This is a genomic window from Undibacterium sp. Tian12W (assembly GCF_049339405.1).
In the GTDB taxonomy this organism is placed as follows: domain Bacteria; phylum Pseudomonadota; class Gammaproteobacteria; order Burkholderiales; family Burkholderiaceae_D; genus Undibacterium.
In genome coordinates this window covers 303,878-321,900 of sequence record NZ_JBMPPK010000003.1, presented here as the reverse complement: position 1 = coordinate 321,900, position 18,023 = coordinate 303,878, and the positions used below count along the sequence as shown (strand labels likewise).

General features: G+C 50.9%; 9 protein-coding genes. 3 read left to right on the top strand and 6 right to left on the bottom strand.

What is annotated here, in order from left to right:
- Positions 1 to 216: 216 nt before the first annotated feature.
- Positions 217 to 1,266 (top strand): SAM-dependent methyltransferase, encoded by a 1,050-nt coding sequence (locus ACO0LI_RS05405; protein ID WP_423031445.1) that lies wholly within the window; start codon positions 217 to 219, stop codon positions 1,264 to 1,266.
- Positions 1,267 to 1,357: 91 nt separating this feature from the next.
- Here the strand turns inward: ACO0LI_RS05405 and ACO0LI_RS05400 are convergent, their stop codons facing one another.
- The 6 genes from ACO0LI_RS05400 to ACO0LI_RS05375 all read right to left on the bottom strand — a co-directional run bounded on the left by ACO0LI_RS05400 (position 1,358) and on the right by ACO0LI_RS05375 (position 14,728).
- Positions 1,358 to 4,252 (bottom strand): M16 family metallopeptidase, encoded by a 2,895-nt coding sequence (locus ACO0LI_RS05400; RefSeq protein ID WP_423031443.1) that lies wholly within the window; start codon positions 4,250 to 4,252, stop codon positions 1,358 to 1,360.
- A 207-nt stretch (positions 4,253 to 4,459) separates the two neighbouring features.
- Positions 4,460 to 6,571, bottom strand: coding sequence for a dihydrolipoyl dehydrogenase (lpdA, locus tag ACO0LI_RS05395; protein WP_423031441.1), 2,112 nt, complete (start codon positions 6,569 to 6,571; stop codon positions 4,460 to 4,462).
- Positions 6,572 to 6,585: 14 nt separating this feature from the next.
- Positions 6,586 to 7,926: a dihydrolipoyllysine-residue acetyltransferase gene (aceF, locus tag ACO0LI_RS05390; protein WP_423031439.1), complete on the bottom strand. Its 1,341-nt coding sequence runs from the start codon at positions 7,924 to 7,926 to the stop codon at positions 6,586 to 6,588.
- 133 nt (positions 7,927 to 8,059) lie between these two features.
- The gene (gene aceE, locus ACO0LI_RS05385; protein ID WP_423031437.1) at positions 8,060 to 10,756 is read right to left on the bottom strand and encodes a pyruvate dehydrogenase (acetyl-transferring), homodimeric type; all 2,697 of its coding nucleotides are present in this window, start codon (positions 10,754 to 10,756) and stop codon (positions 8,060 to 8,062) included.
- Positions 10,757 to 11,205: 449 nt separating this feature from the next.
- Positions 11,206 to 11,676 (bottom strand): DUF4265 domain-containing protein, encoded by a 471-nt coding sequence (locus tag ACO0LI_RS05380; protein WP_423031435.1) that lies wholly within the window; start codon positions 11,674 to 11,676, stop codon positions 11,206 to 11,208.
- A 262-nt stretch (positions 11,677 to 11,938) separates the two neighbouring features.
- Positions 11,939 to 14,728: a TonB-dependent receptor gene (locus ACO0LI_RS05375; RefSeq protein WP_422953191.1), complete on the bottom strand. Its 2,790-nt coding sequence runs from the start codon at positions 14,726 to 14,728 to the stop codon at positions 11,939 to 11,941.
- Positions 14,729 to 15,109: 381 nt separating this feature from the next.
- On the opposite strand from ACO0LI_RS05375, the gene folD reads away from it, so the two are divergent.
- Both folD and ACO0LI_RS05365 read left to right on the top strand, forming a co-directional pair.
- A complete protein-coding gene (gene folD, locus ACO0LI_RS05370) occupies positions 15,110 to 15,955 on the top strand; it encodes a bifunctional methylenetetrahydrofolate dehydrogenase/methenyltetrahydrofolate cyclohydrolase FolD (RefSeq protein ID WP_422953192.1) in 846 nt (281 codons plus the stop codon).
- 1 nt (position 15,956) lies between these two features.
- Positions 15,957 to 18,020 carry a M3 family metallopeptidase gene (locus tag ACO0LI_RS05365; protein WP_423031433.1) on the top strand — a complete coding sequence of 688 codons (2,064 nt, stop codon included), beginning with the start codon at positions 15,957 to 15,959 and terminating at the stop codon, positions 18,018 to 18,020.
- The last annotated feature ends 3 nt before the right edge of the window (positions 18,021 to 18,023 follow it).

Sequence of the window (18,023 nt, the reverse complement as noted above, 5' to 3'; positions counted from 1 at the left end):
TTTGAGTTTCCACCAGGGATATCTGCAAAATCTCAGCGTCTTGATTACTTTATCTACTGTTAGCTGCTTGCAATTAAGTGATGACTGTGTCAATTGAAAAATTTAATAGTCAGACTGGCAAATCAATTGTTATTATAGGAAGCATGGCAGCAAGCTCTCTACTTGGCTGGAAACAGCATAAGTGCAGTTTATTCATTTAAAGCTAAGATTTACCCCATGAAATCCAGTATCTTGAAATTGGTTTTGCCGGTATGGCGAGTACTTCCTACAGAATTTCGCCAATCCAGCCTGGCCGCAAAAATCCGGCAGCAATTCATAGCTCCGGTAGCAGTACCGGCCCCTGTCGTCGTCCAGGTTGAACCCGCACCACCAGTGGCCGCCGAAGTTGAAGACCCGCTTGTCCCTGTACGTGCGTGGCAAGATGGTTTCAAGCCGGTTCACAATTATCTGCAGTCCCCACCACCTGCACGTACAGAGCCGCTGAAATCATCCATGTGTACAGAACAGATGATGCGCACCGAGGTTTTTCAATATTGGACTGCACGCATGGGTGACAGGCCTGGCCATATGCACAGAAAAATCTGGGAATGGGCTTTCATCACCCAGGCGTTAAAAGAGCGCGGCATGCTGCAAGAAGGGCAGCTTGGCCTGGGATTTGCTATCGGCACTGAACCATTGACTGCTATCTTCGCAGCACATGGTGCCAGCATCATCGCCACGGATTTGTTCACTGAAGAAGCACAAGCGAAAGGCTGGGTTGACTCGACCCAGCATGCAAATGGTTTTGAAGCCATCAACCAGCGTAATCTCTGTGATGAAAAAGAATTGCGCAGGCTGGTCGAATTCAAGTTTGCCGACATGAACAATATCAGTGAAGAGCTGCATGGCAAATTCGACTTCCTGTGGTCATCCTGCGCTTTTGAACATCTGGGCTCCATCGAGCATGGCAAGCAATTTGTCTATAATGCCATGCATTGCCTGAAGCCTGGTGGCATCGCCGTGCACACGACAGAATTCAATATGTCTTCCAATGATGATACTGTCGATACTGGCGCTACCGTCTTGTTCCGCAAGCGCGATATCGAAGAAATCATCACCACCCTGCAATCACAAGGCCACCATATAGAAATAGACTGGGATGAGGGAGATGGCTATGCAGATGGCCATGTCGACATGGCACCCTATATACAAGATACGCATCTGCGTTTGCAGATAGAAAAATACGTAGTGACATCGATAGGTTTGATCGTACAAAAAGCGGCTTAATTTTTAGCAATATCCGCATATTAAAAAGCCCTGCAATCTTCAACGACTGCAGGGCTTTTTAACTATCTGGCGATCTGACTATCTGGCTGGCTTAATCAGCAAACACCTTGCTTGCAGGTGTGATGCTGACAGCATCAGCCTTGATGTTGAGCTTGCGCTTGCCGATGACCTGATCTTCATCTAGCAATTCCTTGGGTTTGTCGGAATTGTATTTGATCGGTGATTCGGCATCGGCCACCAGCTTTGCCTTCAAGTCGGCAGCATCTTTGGCGATGATGACGACAGACAGGTTTTCTGCCGACAAATGCTTTTTGATGGCCGCGTTGACATCTGCCAGGCTCAGCTTGCTCAGGTTATCACGCATCATCTTGGTGAATTCAGGCGTATGGTGCCATTGTGAATCCATGGCATAACCCAATTGCTGGTCCTGAGTAGCCGTCATCATGAAAACATTCTTCATCAGATAAGCACGGGTGATCTCGAACTCTTCCTTGCTCAGGCCCTTGTTGACCATTCTGTCGAACTCGGTAATCGCAACACGCATGGCCATCTGGGCATTTTCCGGTGCGACCGGGCGTATCCAGATTTCAAACAATTGCGACTGACGCGCCCTGTTGGCAGTCGGGAAGAACTGGAACATGCCGCCAGGGAAGGCTTCGATATACGCATAGTCGCCATAATTCATGCCACGTACTTCGCGTATACGCTGGTACAAATGAGATGAGCTGGCACGGTGTTCGCCCAGCCAGGTCTTGGCCAGCCACAAGGCGGCAAAGTCAGGATGCGCACGCGTCACCGTGATAGGCTGCCCCAAGGAGATGGCGGTTGCCCGCGTATTTTTTTCTATGATCTCTACTTCCAGCCCCTTGCTGACCTTGCCGACAGGTGCGGCAATGCGCGCAATGCCTGCACCTTCTGGCAATTTTGCCAGGGCCTGCTGCAAGGAGGCCTGCATTGCTTCTGTCACATCGCCAGAAATACCGACCTTCAGCGCACCCTTGGTATAAGCCTGTTTCCAGAACTGTTTGACATCATCCAGTGTAATCGCATCTATGCCCTTGATCGTACCCAGCACAGGGTGGGCATAGGGTGATGCTGCAAACACATTGGTTTGCAGGCGTTCTTTAGCGAGTTCTTCTTCGTTGTTGTCTTTCAAATCCAGTGTCAGGGCATTCTTTTGCGCATCCTTGAGACGGCGAAAATCTTCTTCGCGGAAGCCGGGTTCCAGCAATTGCGGCAAGGCGATATTGATCAGATCATCCCATTTGTCTTTATGGACGGAGCCACTGAAGGTCGTCATTTCCTTGTCGGTCAGGCCATTGAAGCTGGCTGCCAGCGGGAACAAGGCCTTCTTGATTTCATCAATCTTGCGCTCTTTGGAACCTGCCGCATCGACCATGGCTGCAGTCAGGGCTGCCAGACCTTCCTTGCCTGCCGGATCATTGGCAGCACCGGCATTGAACACCAGCTTGAAGCGTATCTGTGGCAAAGCTGATTTTTGTACCAGCATGTCGAGCTTGCTGCCTGTGCTCTTGTCGGCAAAACTGGCCAGCTTGGGCAACTGGCTGACCTCGGCAGGCAAAGCTGTATTTGACAGCGTGGTGACGATCATGCTGTCATCGCTCAGGTATTTCTTCGCCGCTGCCTGCAAGTCGGCTGGAGTCAAACTATCTATGAGCTGATAGAACTGGTTCATGGTCGCGTAAGAACGCTTGTAATGGACAAAGCGTACCAGGGTGGAGGCGATTTGCTCGGTATTGTCGAGTGAGCGTATCACGCCGTATTTAAGTGCAGACTTGGCGTCGGCCAGTTCTTTGTCAGACAGAGGTTTGGCTGTGATGCCAGCAACAGTTTTGAGGATGGCATCGCGCACATACACCACGTCTTCCGGCTTCTTGACGCGCGCACCTATGGTCGCCAGGCCAGGATCGACATTGTCTGGCGTAAAGTCAAATAACTGATCGACCTTTTGCTCATCCTGTTGTAAGCGCTTGTTCAGGGCTGAGGTAGAACCGAAGGACAGGTTCAGCAGCAGACGCAGGGCAGCATGTTCCTTGTTCACTTCAGAAAAAGCTGGCGCATGGAAAGCCACCGTCACATACGGCAAGGTAGGGCTAGGCCATGGCACATGTTTGTAAATCGCACCTGTCGCTGCTGGTTCTGCTGGAACAGCAGGCTGCACCTTGCCGCGCTGCCATTTACCCCAGTATTTCTCGACCAGGGCGATGGCTTTCTGCGGCTCTACATCACCAGCGATGATGACGGTGGTGCGCTCAGGGCGGTACCAGCGGTCAAAGAATACCTTGGAATAGGCATATTGATTGGGCATGTCCTCAATGTCCTTAAGAAAGCCCATCGTGGTGTGTTTGTAGGTATGTTTCTGGTAAGCCGCATCGCGCATAACTTCAAACAGCTTGCTGATGGGGTTGGCGCTATTTTTATTGTATTCACCCAGTACCGCGCGCGATTCTGTCTTGAAGTCTGCTTCGCTATAGGACAGGTTCTGGAAACGGTCTGCTTCTATCCTCAGCATGGTTTCCAGGTCTTCCTTGGAAAATGTCGTATGATAGTTGGTCAGATCATCGCTGGTATACGCGTTTTGTCTCGCGCCCGTGGCGGTCAAGATGTCTTTGTACTTGTCTGCCGGGATTTCCTTGGTGCCGCGAAACATCATGTGCTCAAAGAAATGGGCAAAACCGGACTTACCCTCTTCTATCTCATTTCGCGAACCAGTCTGTACTGGGATATGCAGAGAGATGATGTTAGGCAAGCCAGTCGGCACGATGATGATTTTCAGGCCATTGGGCAAAAGCTTTTCTGTTGCGTGAAATGGCAGCAGGTCTGCGGTTTTTTGTCCTGGTCCGGCTGCTTTGGCAGCCGTAGTTATCTGGGCAGGGGCAGCTTTATCCTGTGCATGAACAGAAATAGCCGGGAGAAAGGCAGTTGCCAGCGCAAGGGCCAGCGTGCTGCGTACAAAGGTTTTCATGGTTGCACCACCTGTAATATTTTATTGTAAGGGAGCTTGATCAGATTGTATGGAGCTACGTTTGACCAACACGCAAAGATAGCTCAAAAAGCAGCGTTTTGACTACAGTTTGCAGAACAAGTTCAGAAAACCAGAGTTCACTGGCAATGGATACAAAAAAGCCCTGATGCTTTTTATGCATCAGGGCTATCTTTACAGCAATTTCACTTATTTCTTGCGCTGCGGTGGCAAGTCAGTACAAACGCCTTTATACACTTCAGCCGCCATGCCTATCGATTCACCCAGGGTAGGATGTGGATGGATGGTTTTGCCGATATCAACTGCATCAGCACCCATCTCTATCGCCAGGGCGATCTCGCCTATCATGTCACCGGCATGCGTGCCGACGATGCCGCCGCCGACGATGCGCTTGGTTTCTGCATCGAACAGCAACTTGGTGAAGCCTTCGTCACGGCCATTGGCTACGGCACGGCCAGATGCAGCCCATGGGAAATGACCTTTTTCAAGCTTGACGCCTTTGGCCTTGGCTTCGTCTTCTGTCATACCTACCCATGCGACTTCAGGGTCGGTGTAGGCAACCGATGGAATCACGCTGGCATCAAAGTAAGCTCTTTCACCGGAAGCTGCTTCTGCTGCGACGTGGGCTTCATGCACAGCCTTGTGTGCCAGCATGGGTTGGCCAACCAGGTCACCAATCGCAAAGATATGCGGCACGTTAGTCCGCATTTGCTTGTCGACATTGATGAAGCCACGGTCAGTCACGGCCACGCCTGCCTTGTCAGCGGCAATTTTCTTGCCGTTGGGGCTGCGGCCTACTGCAACCAGTACCAGATCATAGATTTGTGGTGCTGGTGCTGTTGCGCCAGCTTCGGCGGCTTCGAACGTGACCTTGATGCCTTCTGGCAGAGCTTCAACAGCAACCGTTTTGGTTTTCAACATGATGTTGTCAAAACGTTTTTCATTGAATTTTTGCCAGACCTTGACCATGTCACGGTCTGCGCCCTGCATCAGGCCGTCCAGCATTTCTACAACATCAATGCGTGAACCCAGAGTGGAATATACAGTCGCCATTTCCAGGCCGATGATGCCGCCACCGATGACCAGCATACGCTTTGGTATCTGGCGCAATTCCAGCGCGCCTGTACTATCGACAATGCGCGGATCTGCCGGTACGAAAGGCAGGTTCACAACAGAAGAACCAGCGGCAATAATCGCCTGCTTGAACTGTACGGTTTTCTTGCTGCCATCTGCTGCTGTGACTTCGATATGGTTAGGGCTCAGGAACTGGCCCACGCCCTGCACTACATTGACCTTGCGGGCTTTTGCCATGCCATTCAGTCCAGTCGTCATTTTCTTGATGACGCTTTCCTTGTAGCCGCGCAATTTATCGATATCGATTTCTGGCTTGGCAAATGTCACGCCATGCACTGCCATGGATGCGGTTTCATCAATCACTGCTGCCACGTGCAGCAATGCCTTAGATGGAATGCAACCCACATTCAGGCAAACGCCACCAAGCGTGGAATAACGTTCGACCAGTACTGTATTCATGCCCAGATCGGCAGAACGGAAGGCAGCAGAATAACCGCCAGGACCCGCGCCCAATACCATCATGTCGCATTCGACATCGACCTTGCCGGTGTAACCGGAAGCGACCGGCGCAGGTGCGGCAGGGGCGGCCTGAGCAGCTGGAGCAGAAGCAGTCGCGGCAGCAGGAGCAGATGCTGCCTGGCCTGCGGCCTCAACCAGCAACAGCAAGCTGCCTTCGGCAACCTTGTCACCGACCTTGACCTTGATTTCTTTTACCGTACCGGCATGGCTGGATGGAATCTCCATACTGGCCTTGTCGGATTCAACTGTGATCAGCGACTGATCGACTTTGATGCTGTCGCCCACCTTGACCATGACTTCGATGACTTCAACTTCCTTGAAATCACCAATATCAGGCACTTTGACTTCGACGATACCGACTGGCCCGGCAGGTGCTGCTGCCACGGGAGCGGGAGCAACAGGAGCCGGTGCTGGGGCAGCCGCAACGGCGGGAGCGGCCTGAGCCGCTGGTGCTGCACTTGCCGCAGCGCCTTCCGCTTCTATCACCAGCAACAAACTGCCTTCGGCAATCTTGTCACCGAGTTTGACTTTCAATTCCTTGATGACACCGGCGTGGCTGGATGGGATTTCCATGCTGGCCTTGTCGGATTCCACTGTCACTAGTGATTGATCAACCTTGATGGTGTCACCCACCTTGACCAGCAATTCTATGACTTCAACTTCCTTGAAATCACCGATATCGGGTACTTTGACTTCGATAGTGCTCATAGTCTGGTCTCCGTTCACAGCAGGGTTTTACGCAGATCAGCCAGTACATCAGCCAGATAAGCGGTGAACTTGGCAGCCATGGCACCGTCAATGACGCGGTGGTCATACGACAGCGACAAAGGCAACATCAGGCGTGGCTGGAATTGCTTGCCATCCCAGACTGGTTTGATGCTGGATTTGGACAAGCCCAGGATCGCCACTTCAGGTGCATTGATGATAGGCGTGAATGCCGTGCCACCGATACCGCCGAGTGAAGAGATCGTGAAGGTTGCACCCTGCATGTCAGCAGGTTTCAACTTGCCATCGCGTGCCTGGGCAGACAACTCACCCATTTCGACCGCGATTTGCGACAGGGTTTTCTGGTCTGCGTTTTTAACGACAGGCACGACCAGGCCATTCGGCGTATCTGCTGCAAAGCCGACGTTGTAATACTGCTTCAGAATCAGGTTTTCACCTGTCGCATCGAGCGAAGAATTAAATGCCGGGAATTTTTTGAGTGCGGCAACGCTGGCCTTGATGACGAAAGCCAGCATCGTCAGTTTGACGCCGGATTTAACCAGGGCTTCGTTCGAAGACTTACGGAATTCTTCGAGGTCGCTGATATCGGCTTCATCAAATTGCGTGACGTGCGGGATCATGACCCAGTTGCGGTGCAGGTTCGGGCCGCTGAGTTTTTTGATGCGTGACAAAGGCGATGTCGTGGTCGCGCCAAACTTGCTGAAATCCAGCGATGGCCATGGCAATACATCGAGGCCAACACCACTGCCATTTTTTGCCGGAGCAGAAACCGCAGCAACAGCTGTGCTGCCAGCCATGATGCCCTTGACGAAGTTTTGTACGTCTTCTTGTGTGATACGGCCTTTTTGGCCGGAACCGGCAACGCGACTCAGATCAACACCGAGTTCACGCGCGAATTTGCGTATGGATGGTGAGGCGTGCGCTTTGCCTGCGCTGGCTGTTGCTACCGGTGCTGCCGTAGCAGCTACAGGAGCGGCAGCAGGTGCTGGAGCCGCTGGTGCAGGCGTTGCCGCTACTGGCGCGGGGGCTGCTGCCGGAGCTGCCGGAGCAGCCGCAGGCGCAGGTGCCGTAGGTGCCGCCGCCGGTGCCGCTGCACTTGCCGCAGCATCAACCACGACCAGCAAAGAACCTTCAGCAACCTTGTCGCCGACCTTGACTTTAATTTCTGTAACCACACCGGCATGGCTGGATGGAATCTCCATGCTGGCTTTATCTGATTCTACGGTGATCAGTGACTGATCAACCTTGATGGTGTCGCCGACTTTGACCATCAGCTCAATGACTTCAACTTCCTTGAAATCACCAATATCCGGTACTTTGACTTCTACGCTACTCATAGTTTTCTCCATTGTCGCCCTGCGTTGTCACAGGGCGGTTGGGGTGAAGCCAGTTTTTTACTCTGGCTTCACGCTCATCCTGTCTCTCTAAAATGAGAGAGACAGGAAATGTTAGTGGGTGTCAGACGTAAAATTACACAGTAACCGGATTAGGTTTATCTGCATCGATACCGTATTTGGCAATTGCCTGCGCTACCACGGAAGCAGACAAGGCACCTTCATCAGCCAGTGTTTTCAAGGCAGCGATGACGACGAAGTAACGATTGACCTCAAAGAACTCACGCAGTTTGGCGCGAGAATCAGAACGGCCAAAACCATCTGTACCCAACACTTTATAGCTACGGTTTTTAGGTATGAACGCACGTACCTGTTCAGCAAAGGTGCGCATATAATCGGTTGCGACAACGATAGGGCCAGCCGTGTCTTTCAGGCATTGAGCGATGTAAGGTACGCGTGGTTCTGCAGTCGGGTGTAGCATATTCCAGCGTTCAGCATCCTGGCCGTCACGGGCCAGCAAAGTGAATGAAGGTGCAGACCAGACATCAGCAGCGATACCCCAGTCGTTTTGCAGCAACTCAGCACCGGCAATAACTTCACGCAAGATTGTGCCAGAGCCCATCAGCTGCACGCGGTGCTTGGTGGTTTGCTCTGATTTTTGCAACTGGTACAGGCCCTTGATAATGCCCTCTTCCTGACCGGCCTTCAAACCCGGGTGGCTATAGTTTTCATTCATCAGGGTGATGTAGTAGAACACATCCTCCTGATCGGTCACCATGCGGCGCAGGCCGTCATGCATGATGACTGCCACTTCGTGCGCGAAGGTCGGGTCGTAAGGAATACAGTTAGGGATGGTGGATGCCAGTACATGGCTGTGACCATCTTCATGCTGCAAGCCTTCGCCATTCAGTGTCGTGCGACCGGCAGTACCACCAAGCAGGAAGCCACGTGCGCGCATATCGCCAGCAGCCCAGGCCAGATCGCCGATACGCTGCAGACCAAACATAGAGTAATAGGTATAGAACGGGATCATGACGCGGTTATTGGTCGAGTAGGAAGTCGCCGCAGCGATCCATGAACTCATACCACCGGCTTCATTGATACCCTCTTGCAAAATCTGACCGGCCTTGTCTTCGCGGTAGTACATGACCTGGTCTTTATCGACCGGTTCATACAACTGACCCACCTGGCTAAAGATACCGATCTGACGGAACAGACCTTCCATACCAAAAGTACGGGATTCATCCACCATGATAGGCACCACGCGCTGACCCAGGCTGGCGTCGCGCAGCAAGGCTGTCAGGATACGCACATAAGCGGCTGTCGTGGAAATTTCACGGCCTTCCGCAGTTGGTTCCAGCATCGCCTGGAAGGCTGTCAGTTCTGGCACCACCAAAGCCTCGTCGGCTTTTTGACGACGTTGCGGCAGGTAGCCACCGAGTTCTTTACGGCGCGCATGCAGGTATTGCATTTCTGGCGTGTCGTCAGCCGGTTTGAAGAATGGGATTGCTGGCAGTTCAGCATCCGCAATCGGCAACTGGAAGCGGTCACGCATGGCCTTGATGGCTTCATCGTCGAGCTTCTTGGTATTGTGCGCAGTGTTGCGTGCTTCGCCGGATTTGCCAAAGCCAAAGCCCTTGATACTCTTCGCCAGAATGACGGTAGGCTGGCCCTTGTTTTCCTGGGCGACTTTGAATGCAGCATAAATCTTGTGTGGGTCATGGCCACCACGGGTCAGGCGCCAGATGTCGTCATCCGACATTTTACTGACCATTTCCAGCAATTTTGGATGCTTGCCAAAGAAGTGGCTGCGTACATAGGCACCATCCTTGGCTTTGTAATTCTGGTATTCACCATCAACGGTTTCCATCATCACTTTTTGCAGGATGCCGTCTTTGTCTTTCGCCAGCAATTCATCCCAGCCGCTGCCCCAGATGACTTTGACGACATTCCAGCCAGCACCACGGAAATCAGATTCCAGTTCCTGGATGATCTTGCCATTTCCACGTACCGGGCCGTCCAGGCGTTGCAGATTACAGTTGACAACCATCACCAGGTTGTCGAGCTGTTCACGACCAGCCATGCCGATTGCGCCCATGGATTCTGGTTCATCCATCTCGCCATCACCACAGAAGGCCCAGACCTTACGTTTTTCAGTGTCAGCAATACCGCGAGCGTGCAAATATTTCAGGAAACGAGCCTGATAAATCGCCATCAACGGGCCCAGACCCATGGACACAGTAGGGAATTGCCAGAAGTCAGGCATCAGTTTCGGATGCGGGTAAGAAGACAGACCCTTGCCATCGACTTCGCGACGGAAATGCAGCAACTGGTCTTCAGTCAGACGGCCTTCAAGGAAGGCGCGTGCATAGATACCAGGAGAAGAATGGCCTTGTATGTACAGCAGATCACCACCGTGATCTTCCGTCGGCGCATGCCAGAAATGATTGAAGCCTATGCCCAGCATATTCGCCAGTGAGGCAAAGCTGGACAAGTGACCACCAAGGTCGCCATCAACGCGATTAGCCTTGACCACCATGGCCATGGCATTCCAGCGCATATAAGAGCGCAGGCGCTCTTCAATTTCCAGGTTGCCCGGGCAATGCTCGCCCTGGTCAGCCGGAATGGTATTTACATAAGCAGTATTGCTGGAAAACGGGATATGGGCGCCACGACGACGCGCCAGATCTACCATGCGCTCCATCAGATAATGTGCGCGTTCAGGGCCTTCGGCCTCTATGACGGATTCGAGCGCATCGAGCCACTCATTTGTTTCAACTACATCTGGATCATTGACGGCCTGGGCCAGCACCTGGTCTATCTGGGGTGACATAGAGTGGGTCTCCTGTTATTGCGCGCTTGGATGAAACGCGCGTGGGCGAATCGACAAATTACGGCTAGTTTTTTGTTCTCGCAAGTATTTTAACAGGACTTTTTAATTTTTCAAATAGCGATATATGATTTCACAATGTGGAATTTACGCCGCATCGCAGCAATTAAACTACGAAATTCTTTTACTTTATTCATAAGCTCTCTATTAAAACTTAGCTCATGATGCTTGGTGTGCAGTGCAAAATCCTTTAAATACATGATGAGCATGCTTATTGCTTGCAGCACTCGCCCTTTTATTAATCCACTGATAAGTTATTGCAAGTTGCCGACAACTTTTCTAAAGGTAACAAAAAAGGGCGATGAATAAATCATCGCCCATTCAATCACCTTTTGATAAAACTTATTATTTGAATCGATATTTCAGGCCGCATTTAAAATATCACCATCACTTCAAGGTCTTATCGATTCATAAATCAAGCACTGTTGACTATGCTGATGCGACAAGTATTTCAACACATTGCCATTAATCTCTTTACTTGCCGCACTAACAGCAAGCAAATTCCTGGAAGACCACTCTACTTCTGCGCCTAAATTCTGCAAAGTCTGAGCCACCTCCCCAGTATCCGTGCCCAGAGAATTACCAAACCAGATACGGTGAGTTTTATATCCCGATGGCCTTAGGACACGGCTAAATACATAGTCATTTGTAGTTTCTACTTCATCACCCAAATCCATATCCCAGGTAAAAAAGGGAATGCAACATATAACAAATTTATACGCATCAATTTTCTTGGTCCATAGCTGCTCCCATTTTTGGGACTCTCCATCGTCATCGACTCTAGCCATTATTAAAAAATTAGCTTCTGCACGCCATACTGGGGATTGATGTGTTCGATACAAATCATCAGCTTTAGCAGTCATGTATCTCCATTTTTATTCAAGATATGATTCGGCAATAATAAGGCATCTTAATTCAGTAGTCGCCCCAATTAAAATCCAAGGCCGTGTCCCTGCAGTTTGCGAGGTTGACTTGTCTGATACGGGTGGGTGTGGAGCCTATCTGAAACTACAGCACTTTGGTAACTTGCGGGGCGATTTTGGCATAAGAATAAAAAAAGGCGATGAATAAATCATCGCCCTCTCAATCGCCTTAAATAGCGCTACTACTTATTACAACTACTTATTATTTAAATTGATATTTCAGGCCAACTTTGAAGTAACGGCCAATTGCGCCGCTGCCGTCCATAGGGTTGAAGCCCATAGCACCGTAAGTCAGAGGATCCAGTGGTGCAACCTTGTCAAACAGATTGGCGATGGAACCGAAGACTTCCAGGTTTTTCATCGCCTTGTAGCGGAAAGACACATCCAGAGTCGTGAAGGAAGCCAGTGTGCAACCTGCCGGCGCATCAGTGCCGTCAGCAAACTTGTTGGCGCAAGGCTGGCCTTCTTCTGGGATGTTTTTCATGGAACCACGATAGCTGACTACGCCAGTGATGTTCAATGGACCTTTGTCCCAACCCAGTACAAAGTTGACTTTGTCTTTTGGTGTACCTGCGCAGTTTGAAGTATCGCAGTTACCGTGTGTGCCAGCATATTGGTGCTGTACAGCACCATCAACACGCAACCAGGAATTAACGTGTGTCCAGTTGACGTCAGCAGTCAGTTTGCCGTATTCACCCAGATTGATACGCTGTTTGGCGTTCAGATCCACGCCCTTGACTTCAGTGTAGCTGGAGTTCGCATAAGGAGCTGCTCCACCGATGATGGTACCTGTACCTGGTGTCACCACGCCGTTGATGGTCAGGTTGTTATCCTGACGCAATACGCCTGGCAAGGCAGCTGCTTGCTGGAAGGACATGGAGTTGATTTCGTTATTACGACGAATCTTCCATGCGTCAATCGCGAAGCTTGTGTCTGGCAATGGATCCCAGACCATACCCAAAGTGTAACCTTTGGATTTTTCTGGCTGCAGGTTAGGGTTACCAACTTTGAAGCCTGTGAAAGTTGCAGCGCAATCAGAAGCCTGTGCGCCTGGCAATGGTGTGCCGTTAGGGCAGCGTACTGGATCACGGACGGAAGCCGTACCTGCACTGAAGCTTTCTGTACCAGATTCAGGAGCACTTGGTGCACGGAAGCCTTCAGAATAAGTACCGCGCAGAGCAAATGTCTTCACTGGTGTCCATTTGGCACCGACTTTTGGTGTCACAGAAGAGAAGTGAGAATATTTGTCGTAACGCAGCGCGCCGGACAATTCAAGAGACTTGATGACCGGAGCCAACAACTCAGCATAGATCGCAGATACTGTTTCATCGCCCTTAGCCGCTACATAGCTGGCATTGATGGAACCATCTTTGCTGCCGTCCAGCGAAGGCATGTCATAGGATTCACGGCGGTATTCAGCACCGACCGCCAGACCCATCATACCGCCCGGCAAAGCGAACAATTCACGGGAAGCCTTGAAGTCGATGATGTCCATTTTGGTAGGCGCATCGATAGTCGCTGTCTTGACCATGGCTGCATACAAAGCCGGATTGTTTTTGCTGGCCTGAGTACCTATGTAGTATGGGAAGTATGGGCTCTTAGGATCGCCCAGAGCAGCCTTCAACACAGCCATGTTGATGGTGTTGGTGTAATCCAGATGCAGCTTGGATTCAGAATGCAAAATAGCGGTATCGAAATCCCAACCAGCCATCGTACCTTTCAAACCTGCAACGGCGCGGTAGAAGGAGTTGTCAGCAATACGGCGATTAGCACCTACGTCAAACATGGAATAACGCAGACGAACATCAGCACCATACGGATTTTGCGGATGCGAAGCCGACATCAGAATGGTGTTGCCGTAGTTGATGTTACCGTTCAAATTGGTAGCATTTGAAGGGAAGAACACGTTGGCAGATGTAGAAGGTGGCGTTACTGTGAACGCTGCCTTGCGCTGGGAATAACCAAATTCAGCATAGGCTTGCAAATCATCATTCAACTGCCATGTACCACGGGCAAACAGGTTCACACCGTCGATTTGTGGCAGCATGGTACGGAACTGATCTGCGTACCACAGACAGCCACCATTCGGGTCCTGATTTTTTGTTGCCGACAAAGTAGAGCAACCTGGCAGGGACACGTAGTTCAGTGTCTTGGGGTCGCGCAGGGAACCGGCAGGATTTGGTTGCGCGCTGTTGTTACCAGCGATGTAACCGGAAGTGAAAGAGCCCACAGTCACCATAGGGTAACCCCAGCGACGCCAGTCGCCTGTGCCTATCCAGTCGCGGTCAGAACGCTGACTATTCATCAACTCATTGGATTTATAAGCCTCGGCATTGAGGATGATGTTGTATTTGTCTTTGTCCAGGTTACCAAAACCGGCAGTGATAGAGCCTTTGATCTGGTTGGCATCGCGGGAACCGGAAGTGCCTGCAGTCGCGCTGACAGTGATGCCTTCATAGTTCTTTTTGAGAATGATATTGACGACACCGGCAATCGCATCAGCACCGTAGATGGAAGAAGCGCCATCTTTCAGGATTTCGATACGCTCAACCACTTCCATAGGGATAGTGGAGATATCTGTAAATGCTTTTTGACCATCATCAGCACGGCCAAACTGCGCCATGCGGCGGCCATTCAGCAATACCAGTGTGGAAGTGGCGCCCAGGCCACGCAGAGAGATGGCTGTAGAACCTGCAGCAAAACCATTACCGAAGCTGGTTGGCAAAGAACCGGCGCCATCGGAAGTCAGTGTTTGCAGGTATTCGGCAACGGTCGTCTTACCAGACTTGTCGATATCTGCACGGCTGATGATTTGTATCGGCGATGCAGTTTCAGCTTCAGCACGTTTGATACTGGTACCTGTTACTTCTACGCGCTGTATCTTGGCGTCATCCTGCGCAAATGCAGGTTGTGCCAGCATACCTGCTGTCATCATCAAGCCGCCTGAAAACATCACGCGCAGCGATCTTGAAATTACCTTTTCCTTCAGCATATCTCTCTCCTAGGGGGTTTGTTTCTGGTGTTACATCGCGGCGAAGCCAAGCAATCAACCACGATGAAAAATATTTTGAAAATTAATTTTCACAATATGTATGAAGCCATTCTTGAAATTTGAAGTCAATGAATACGCAGAGAATGCGGACAGAAAACAACAAAGCGATACAATTCCATAACCAATTGACACAAAAGACTTACATAAAGGTAATTCAAAACTGAAAATTGATTATTAATTACATAATTTTTCACTATGAAAAACAATGTTAAATGGCCGGAATTGAAGTCAACAGTGCGAGCTTGATTTGCAGACATGCTCCATGCGCCGCCATCCCTTATAATCCTGCCTTATCTATCACTAACATAGCCCTATAAAACCATGACTGCCCAAATCATCAGTGGTACCCAGCTTTCTGTACAAATCCGTGCCGATGTAACACAACGTGCCGCCAAACTGACCGCGGCAGGCAAACAGCCTGGCCTGGCTGTCATCCTGGTTGGTGAAAATCCGGCGTCGCAGGTGTATGTGCGCAACAAGGTTAAGGCTTGTGAAGACTGCGGTTTTTACTCAGTTTTGGAAAAATATGATGCAAATTTGACCGAAGAAGCATTGCTTGAGCACATTGCCCGCCTGAACAATGATCCAAAGATCAATGGCATCCTGGTGCAACTCCCGCTGCCTGCCCACATCAATGCCAACAAGGTCATCGAAGCGATTGCGGCAGAAAAAGACGTCGATGGTTTCCATATCAGCAATGCGGGCTTGTTGATGACGGGCCAGCCATTGTTCCGCCCCTGCACGCCTTATGGCGTCATGAAGATGCTGGAATCGATAGATTATCCTGTGCGCGGTGCCAATGCTGTGGTGGTCGGTGCCTCGAATATTGTCGGCAAACCGCAGGCCATGTTGCTCTTGCAAGCTGGCGCTACTGTCACCATCTGTAATTCCAAGACCCGTGACCTGGCAGCGCACACGCGCAATGCCGACATTCTGGTAGTTGCTACCGGCAAGCGCAATATCGTCACGGCAGACATGATCAAACCTGGCGCAGTTGTCATTGACGTAGGCATGAACCGCGACGACGAAGGCAAACTCTGCGGTGACGTTGATTATCTGCCAAGCACAGAAGTCGCGGGTTATATTACGCCAGTACCAGGCGGCGTCGGTCCCATGACGATCACCATGCTGCTGGTCAACACCATAGAAGCCGCTGAAAGAATTTAATATGACCCAAGACAATCCCCTGCTCGACTTTAGCGATTTACCGCGTTTTTCTGACATCCAGGCCCAGCACATAGGTCCGGCCATTGGCACCCTGCTGGAAGAAAACCGTGCGGTGATTGCAGAACTCGAAAAAAACACTGGCCCGGTTACCTGGGACAGGTTTGTAGAGCCACTGGAAAACGCCACAGAAAAACTGGGCCGTGCCTGGGGGATAGTCGGTCATTTGAATGCGGTTGTCGATACGCCAGAAATGCGCGCCGCCTACAATGAAAACCAGCCAGCCATTACTGAGTTCTGGACAGAACTGGGGCAAAATCTCGCCCTGTTTGCCGGCTATAAAGCCTTGCAGCAAGCACCTGAATTTGCCAGCCTGCCGCAAGCAAGAAAAACCATCATCCAGAATGCGATACGCGACTTCCAGTTGAGTGGTGCAGAACTGGCCGAGGACAAGAAGCTGCGCTATGCAGAGATACAAGAAAAACAGGCTGCCCTGTCGACCAAATTTTCTGAAAACCTGCTTGATGCAACCAATGACTATGGCCTCTTGATCGAAGATGTGGCCGAGCTCAAAGGCTTGCCAGAAGATGTCTTGCAGGCCGCCAAATCAGCGGCAGAAGCCGATAGCAAAACCGGCTATAAATTCACCCTGCACTTCCCTTCGTATTTCCCGTTATTACAATACGCAGAAAACCGTCATATCCGCGAAACCATTTACCGCGCAAACGCGACCAAGGCTTCAGAGCTTGGCAGCAAGGCGGAATGGGATAATAGCGACATCATGGCCGAACTGCTGCGTCTGCGTAAAGAAGAAGCCCTGTTGCTGGGTTATCAAAATTTCGCCGAAGTATCATTGGTCAGCAAGATGGCTGAGTCACCGGCGCAAGTCAGCCAGTTCCTGGAAGACCTGGCAAAACGCGCCCGCCCTTATGCAGAAAAAGACCTGGCAGAATTGCGCGCCTTTGCGGCAGACGAACTGGGCATCAGCGACATGCAAGCCTGGGATACTGCCTATGCATCCGAAAAACTGCGCCAGCAACGCTATGCCTTTTCTGAGCAAGAAGTGAAAGAATACTTCCCAGAGCATAAGGTTGTCGATGGCTTGTTCCGCGTCATCCAGACTCTGTTTGCAGTCGATATCAAACCAGATGAGGCAACTGTCTGGCACAAGGATGTAAAATTTTACCGGCTTGAAAAAAATGGCGCGCTGATAGGTCAGTTTTATCTTGACCTGTATGCCCGCAATGGCAAACGTGGCGGTGCCTGGATGGACGACGCACGCGGTCGCAGATTGACAGCGCAAGGAGTACAAACACCAGTCGCTTATCTGACCTGCAATTTCAGCGCCCCCGTCACCATGAATGGCGTCGCAAAACCTGCCCTGTTCAGCCATGACGAAGTGATTACCCTGTTCCATGAATTTGGCCATGGCTTGCACCATTTGCTGACCAAGGTCGATGATCTGTCCGTCTCTGGCATCTCTGGTGTCGAGTGGGATGCAGTGGAATTGCCTTCACAATTCATGGAGAATTTTTGCTGGGAATGGGATGTGCTGCAACACATGACTTCTCATGTGGATACCGGTGCCGCATTGCCACGTGCACTGTACGACAAGATGATTGCAGCTAAAAACTTCCAGTCTGGTTTGCAAACTCTGCGCCAGGTTGAGTTTTCCCTGTTTGATATGCGTTTGCATGATGCCTTTGAACCAAATGGTAGTCAAAGCGTGCAAGATATTGTCAAGGAAGTGCGTGCCCAGGTGGCAGTCATGCAGCCGCCAGAATTCAATCGCTTCCAGCATTCTTTCAGCCATATTTTTTCTGGCGGCTATGCGGCAGGTTATTATAGTTACAAGTGGGCAGAGGTTTTATCGGCTGATGCCTACGCCGCCTTTGAAGAGCATGCAGGACAAGCGGGCAGCACCTTATCCCGTGCTGTCGGTGAAAAATTTCAAACCGAAGTCCTGGAAGCTGGCGGTTCCCGCCCTGCCCTGGCTTCATTCAAGGCATTCCGTGGTCGCGAGCCGGTCATCGATGCCTTGTTACGTCACAATGGCATGAGTGCCTGAGTC

Bases quoted from the DNA above. Each gene is read 5' to 3' on its own strand.
- ACO0LI_RS05405 (WP_423031445.1), top strand. From the start codon at position 217: ATGAAATCCAGTATCTTGAAATTGGTTTTGCCGGTATGGCGAGTACTT.
- ACO0LI_RS05400 (WP_423031443.1), bottom strand. From the start codon at position 4,252: ATGAAAACCTTTGTACGCAGCACGCTGGCCCTTGCGCTGGCAACTGCC.
- lpdA (WP_423031441.1), bottom strand. From the start codon at position 6,571: ATGAGCACTATCGAAGTCAAAGTACCCGATATCGGTGATTTCAAGGAA.
- aceF (WP_423031439.1), bottom strand. From the start codon at position 7,926: ATGAGTAGCGTAGAAGTCAAAGTACCGGATATTGGTGATTTCAAGGAA.
- aceE (WP_423031437.1), bottom strand. From the start codon at position 10,756: ATGTCACCCCAGATAGACCAGGTGCTGGCCCAGGCCGTCAATGATCCA.
- ACO0LI_RS05380 (WP_423031435.1), bottom strand. From the start codon at position 11,676: ATGACTGCTAAAGCTGATGATTTGTATCGAACACATCAATCCCCAGTA.
- ACO0LI_RS05375 (WP_422953191.1), bottom strand. From the start codon at position 14,728: ATGCTGAAGGAAAAGGTAATTTCAAGATCGCTGCGCGTGATGTTTTCA.
- folD (WP_422953192.1), top strand. From the start codon at position 15,110: ATGACTGCCCAAATCATCAGTGGTACCCAGCTTTCTGTACAAATCCGT.
- ACO0LI_RS05365 (WP_423031433.1), top strand. From the start codon at position 15,957: ATGACCCAAGACAATCCCCTGCTCGACTTTAGCGATTTACCGCGTTTT.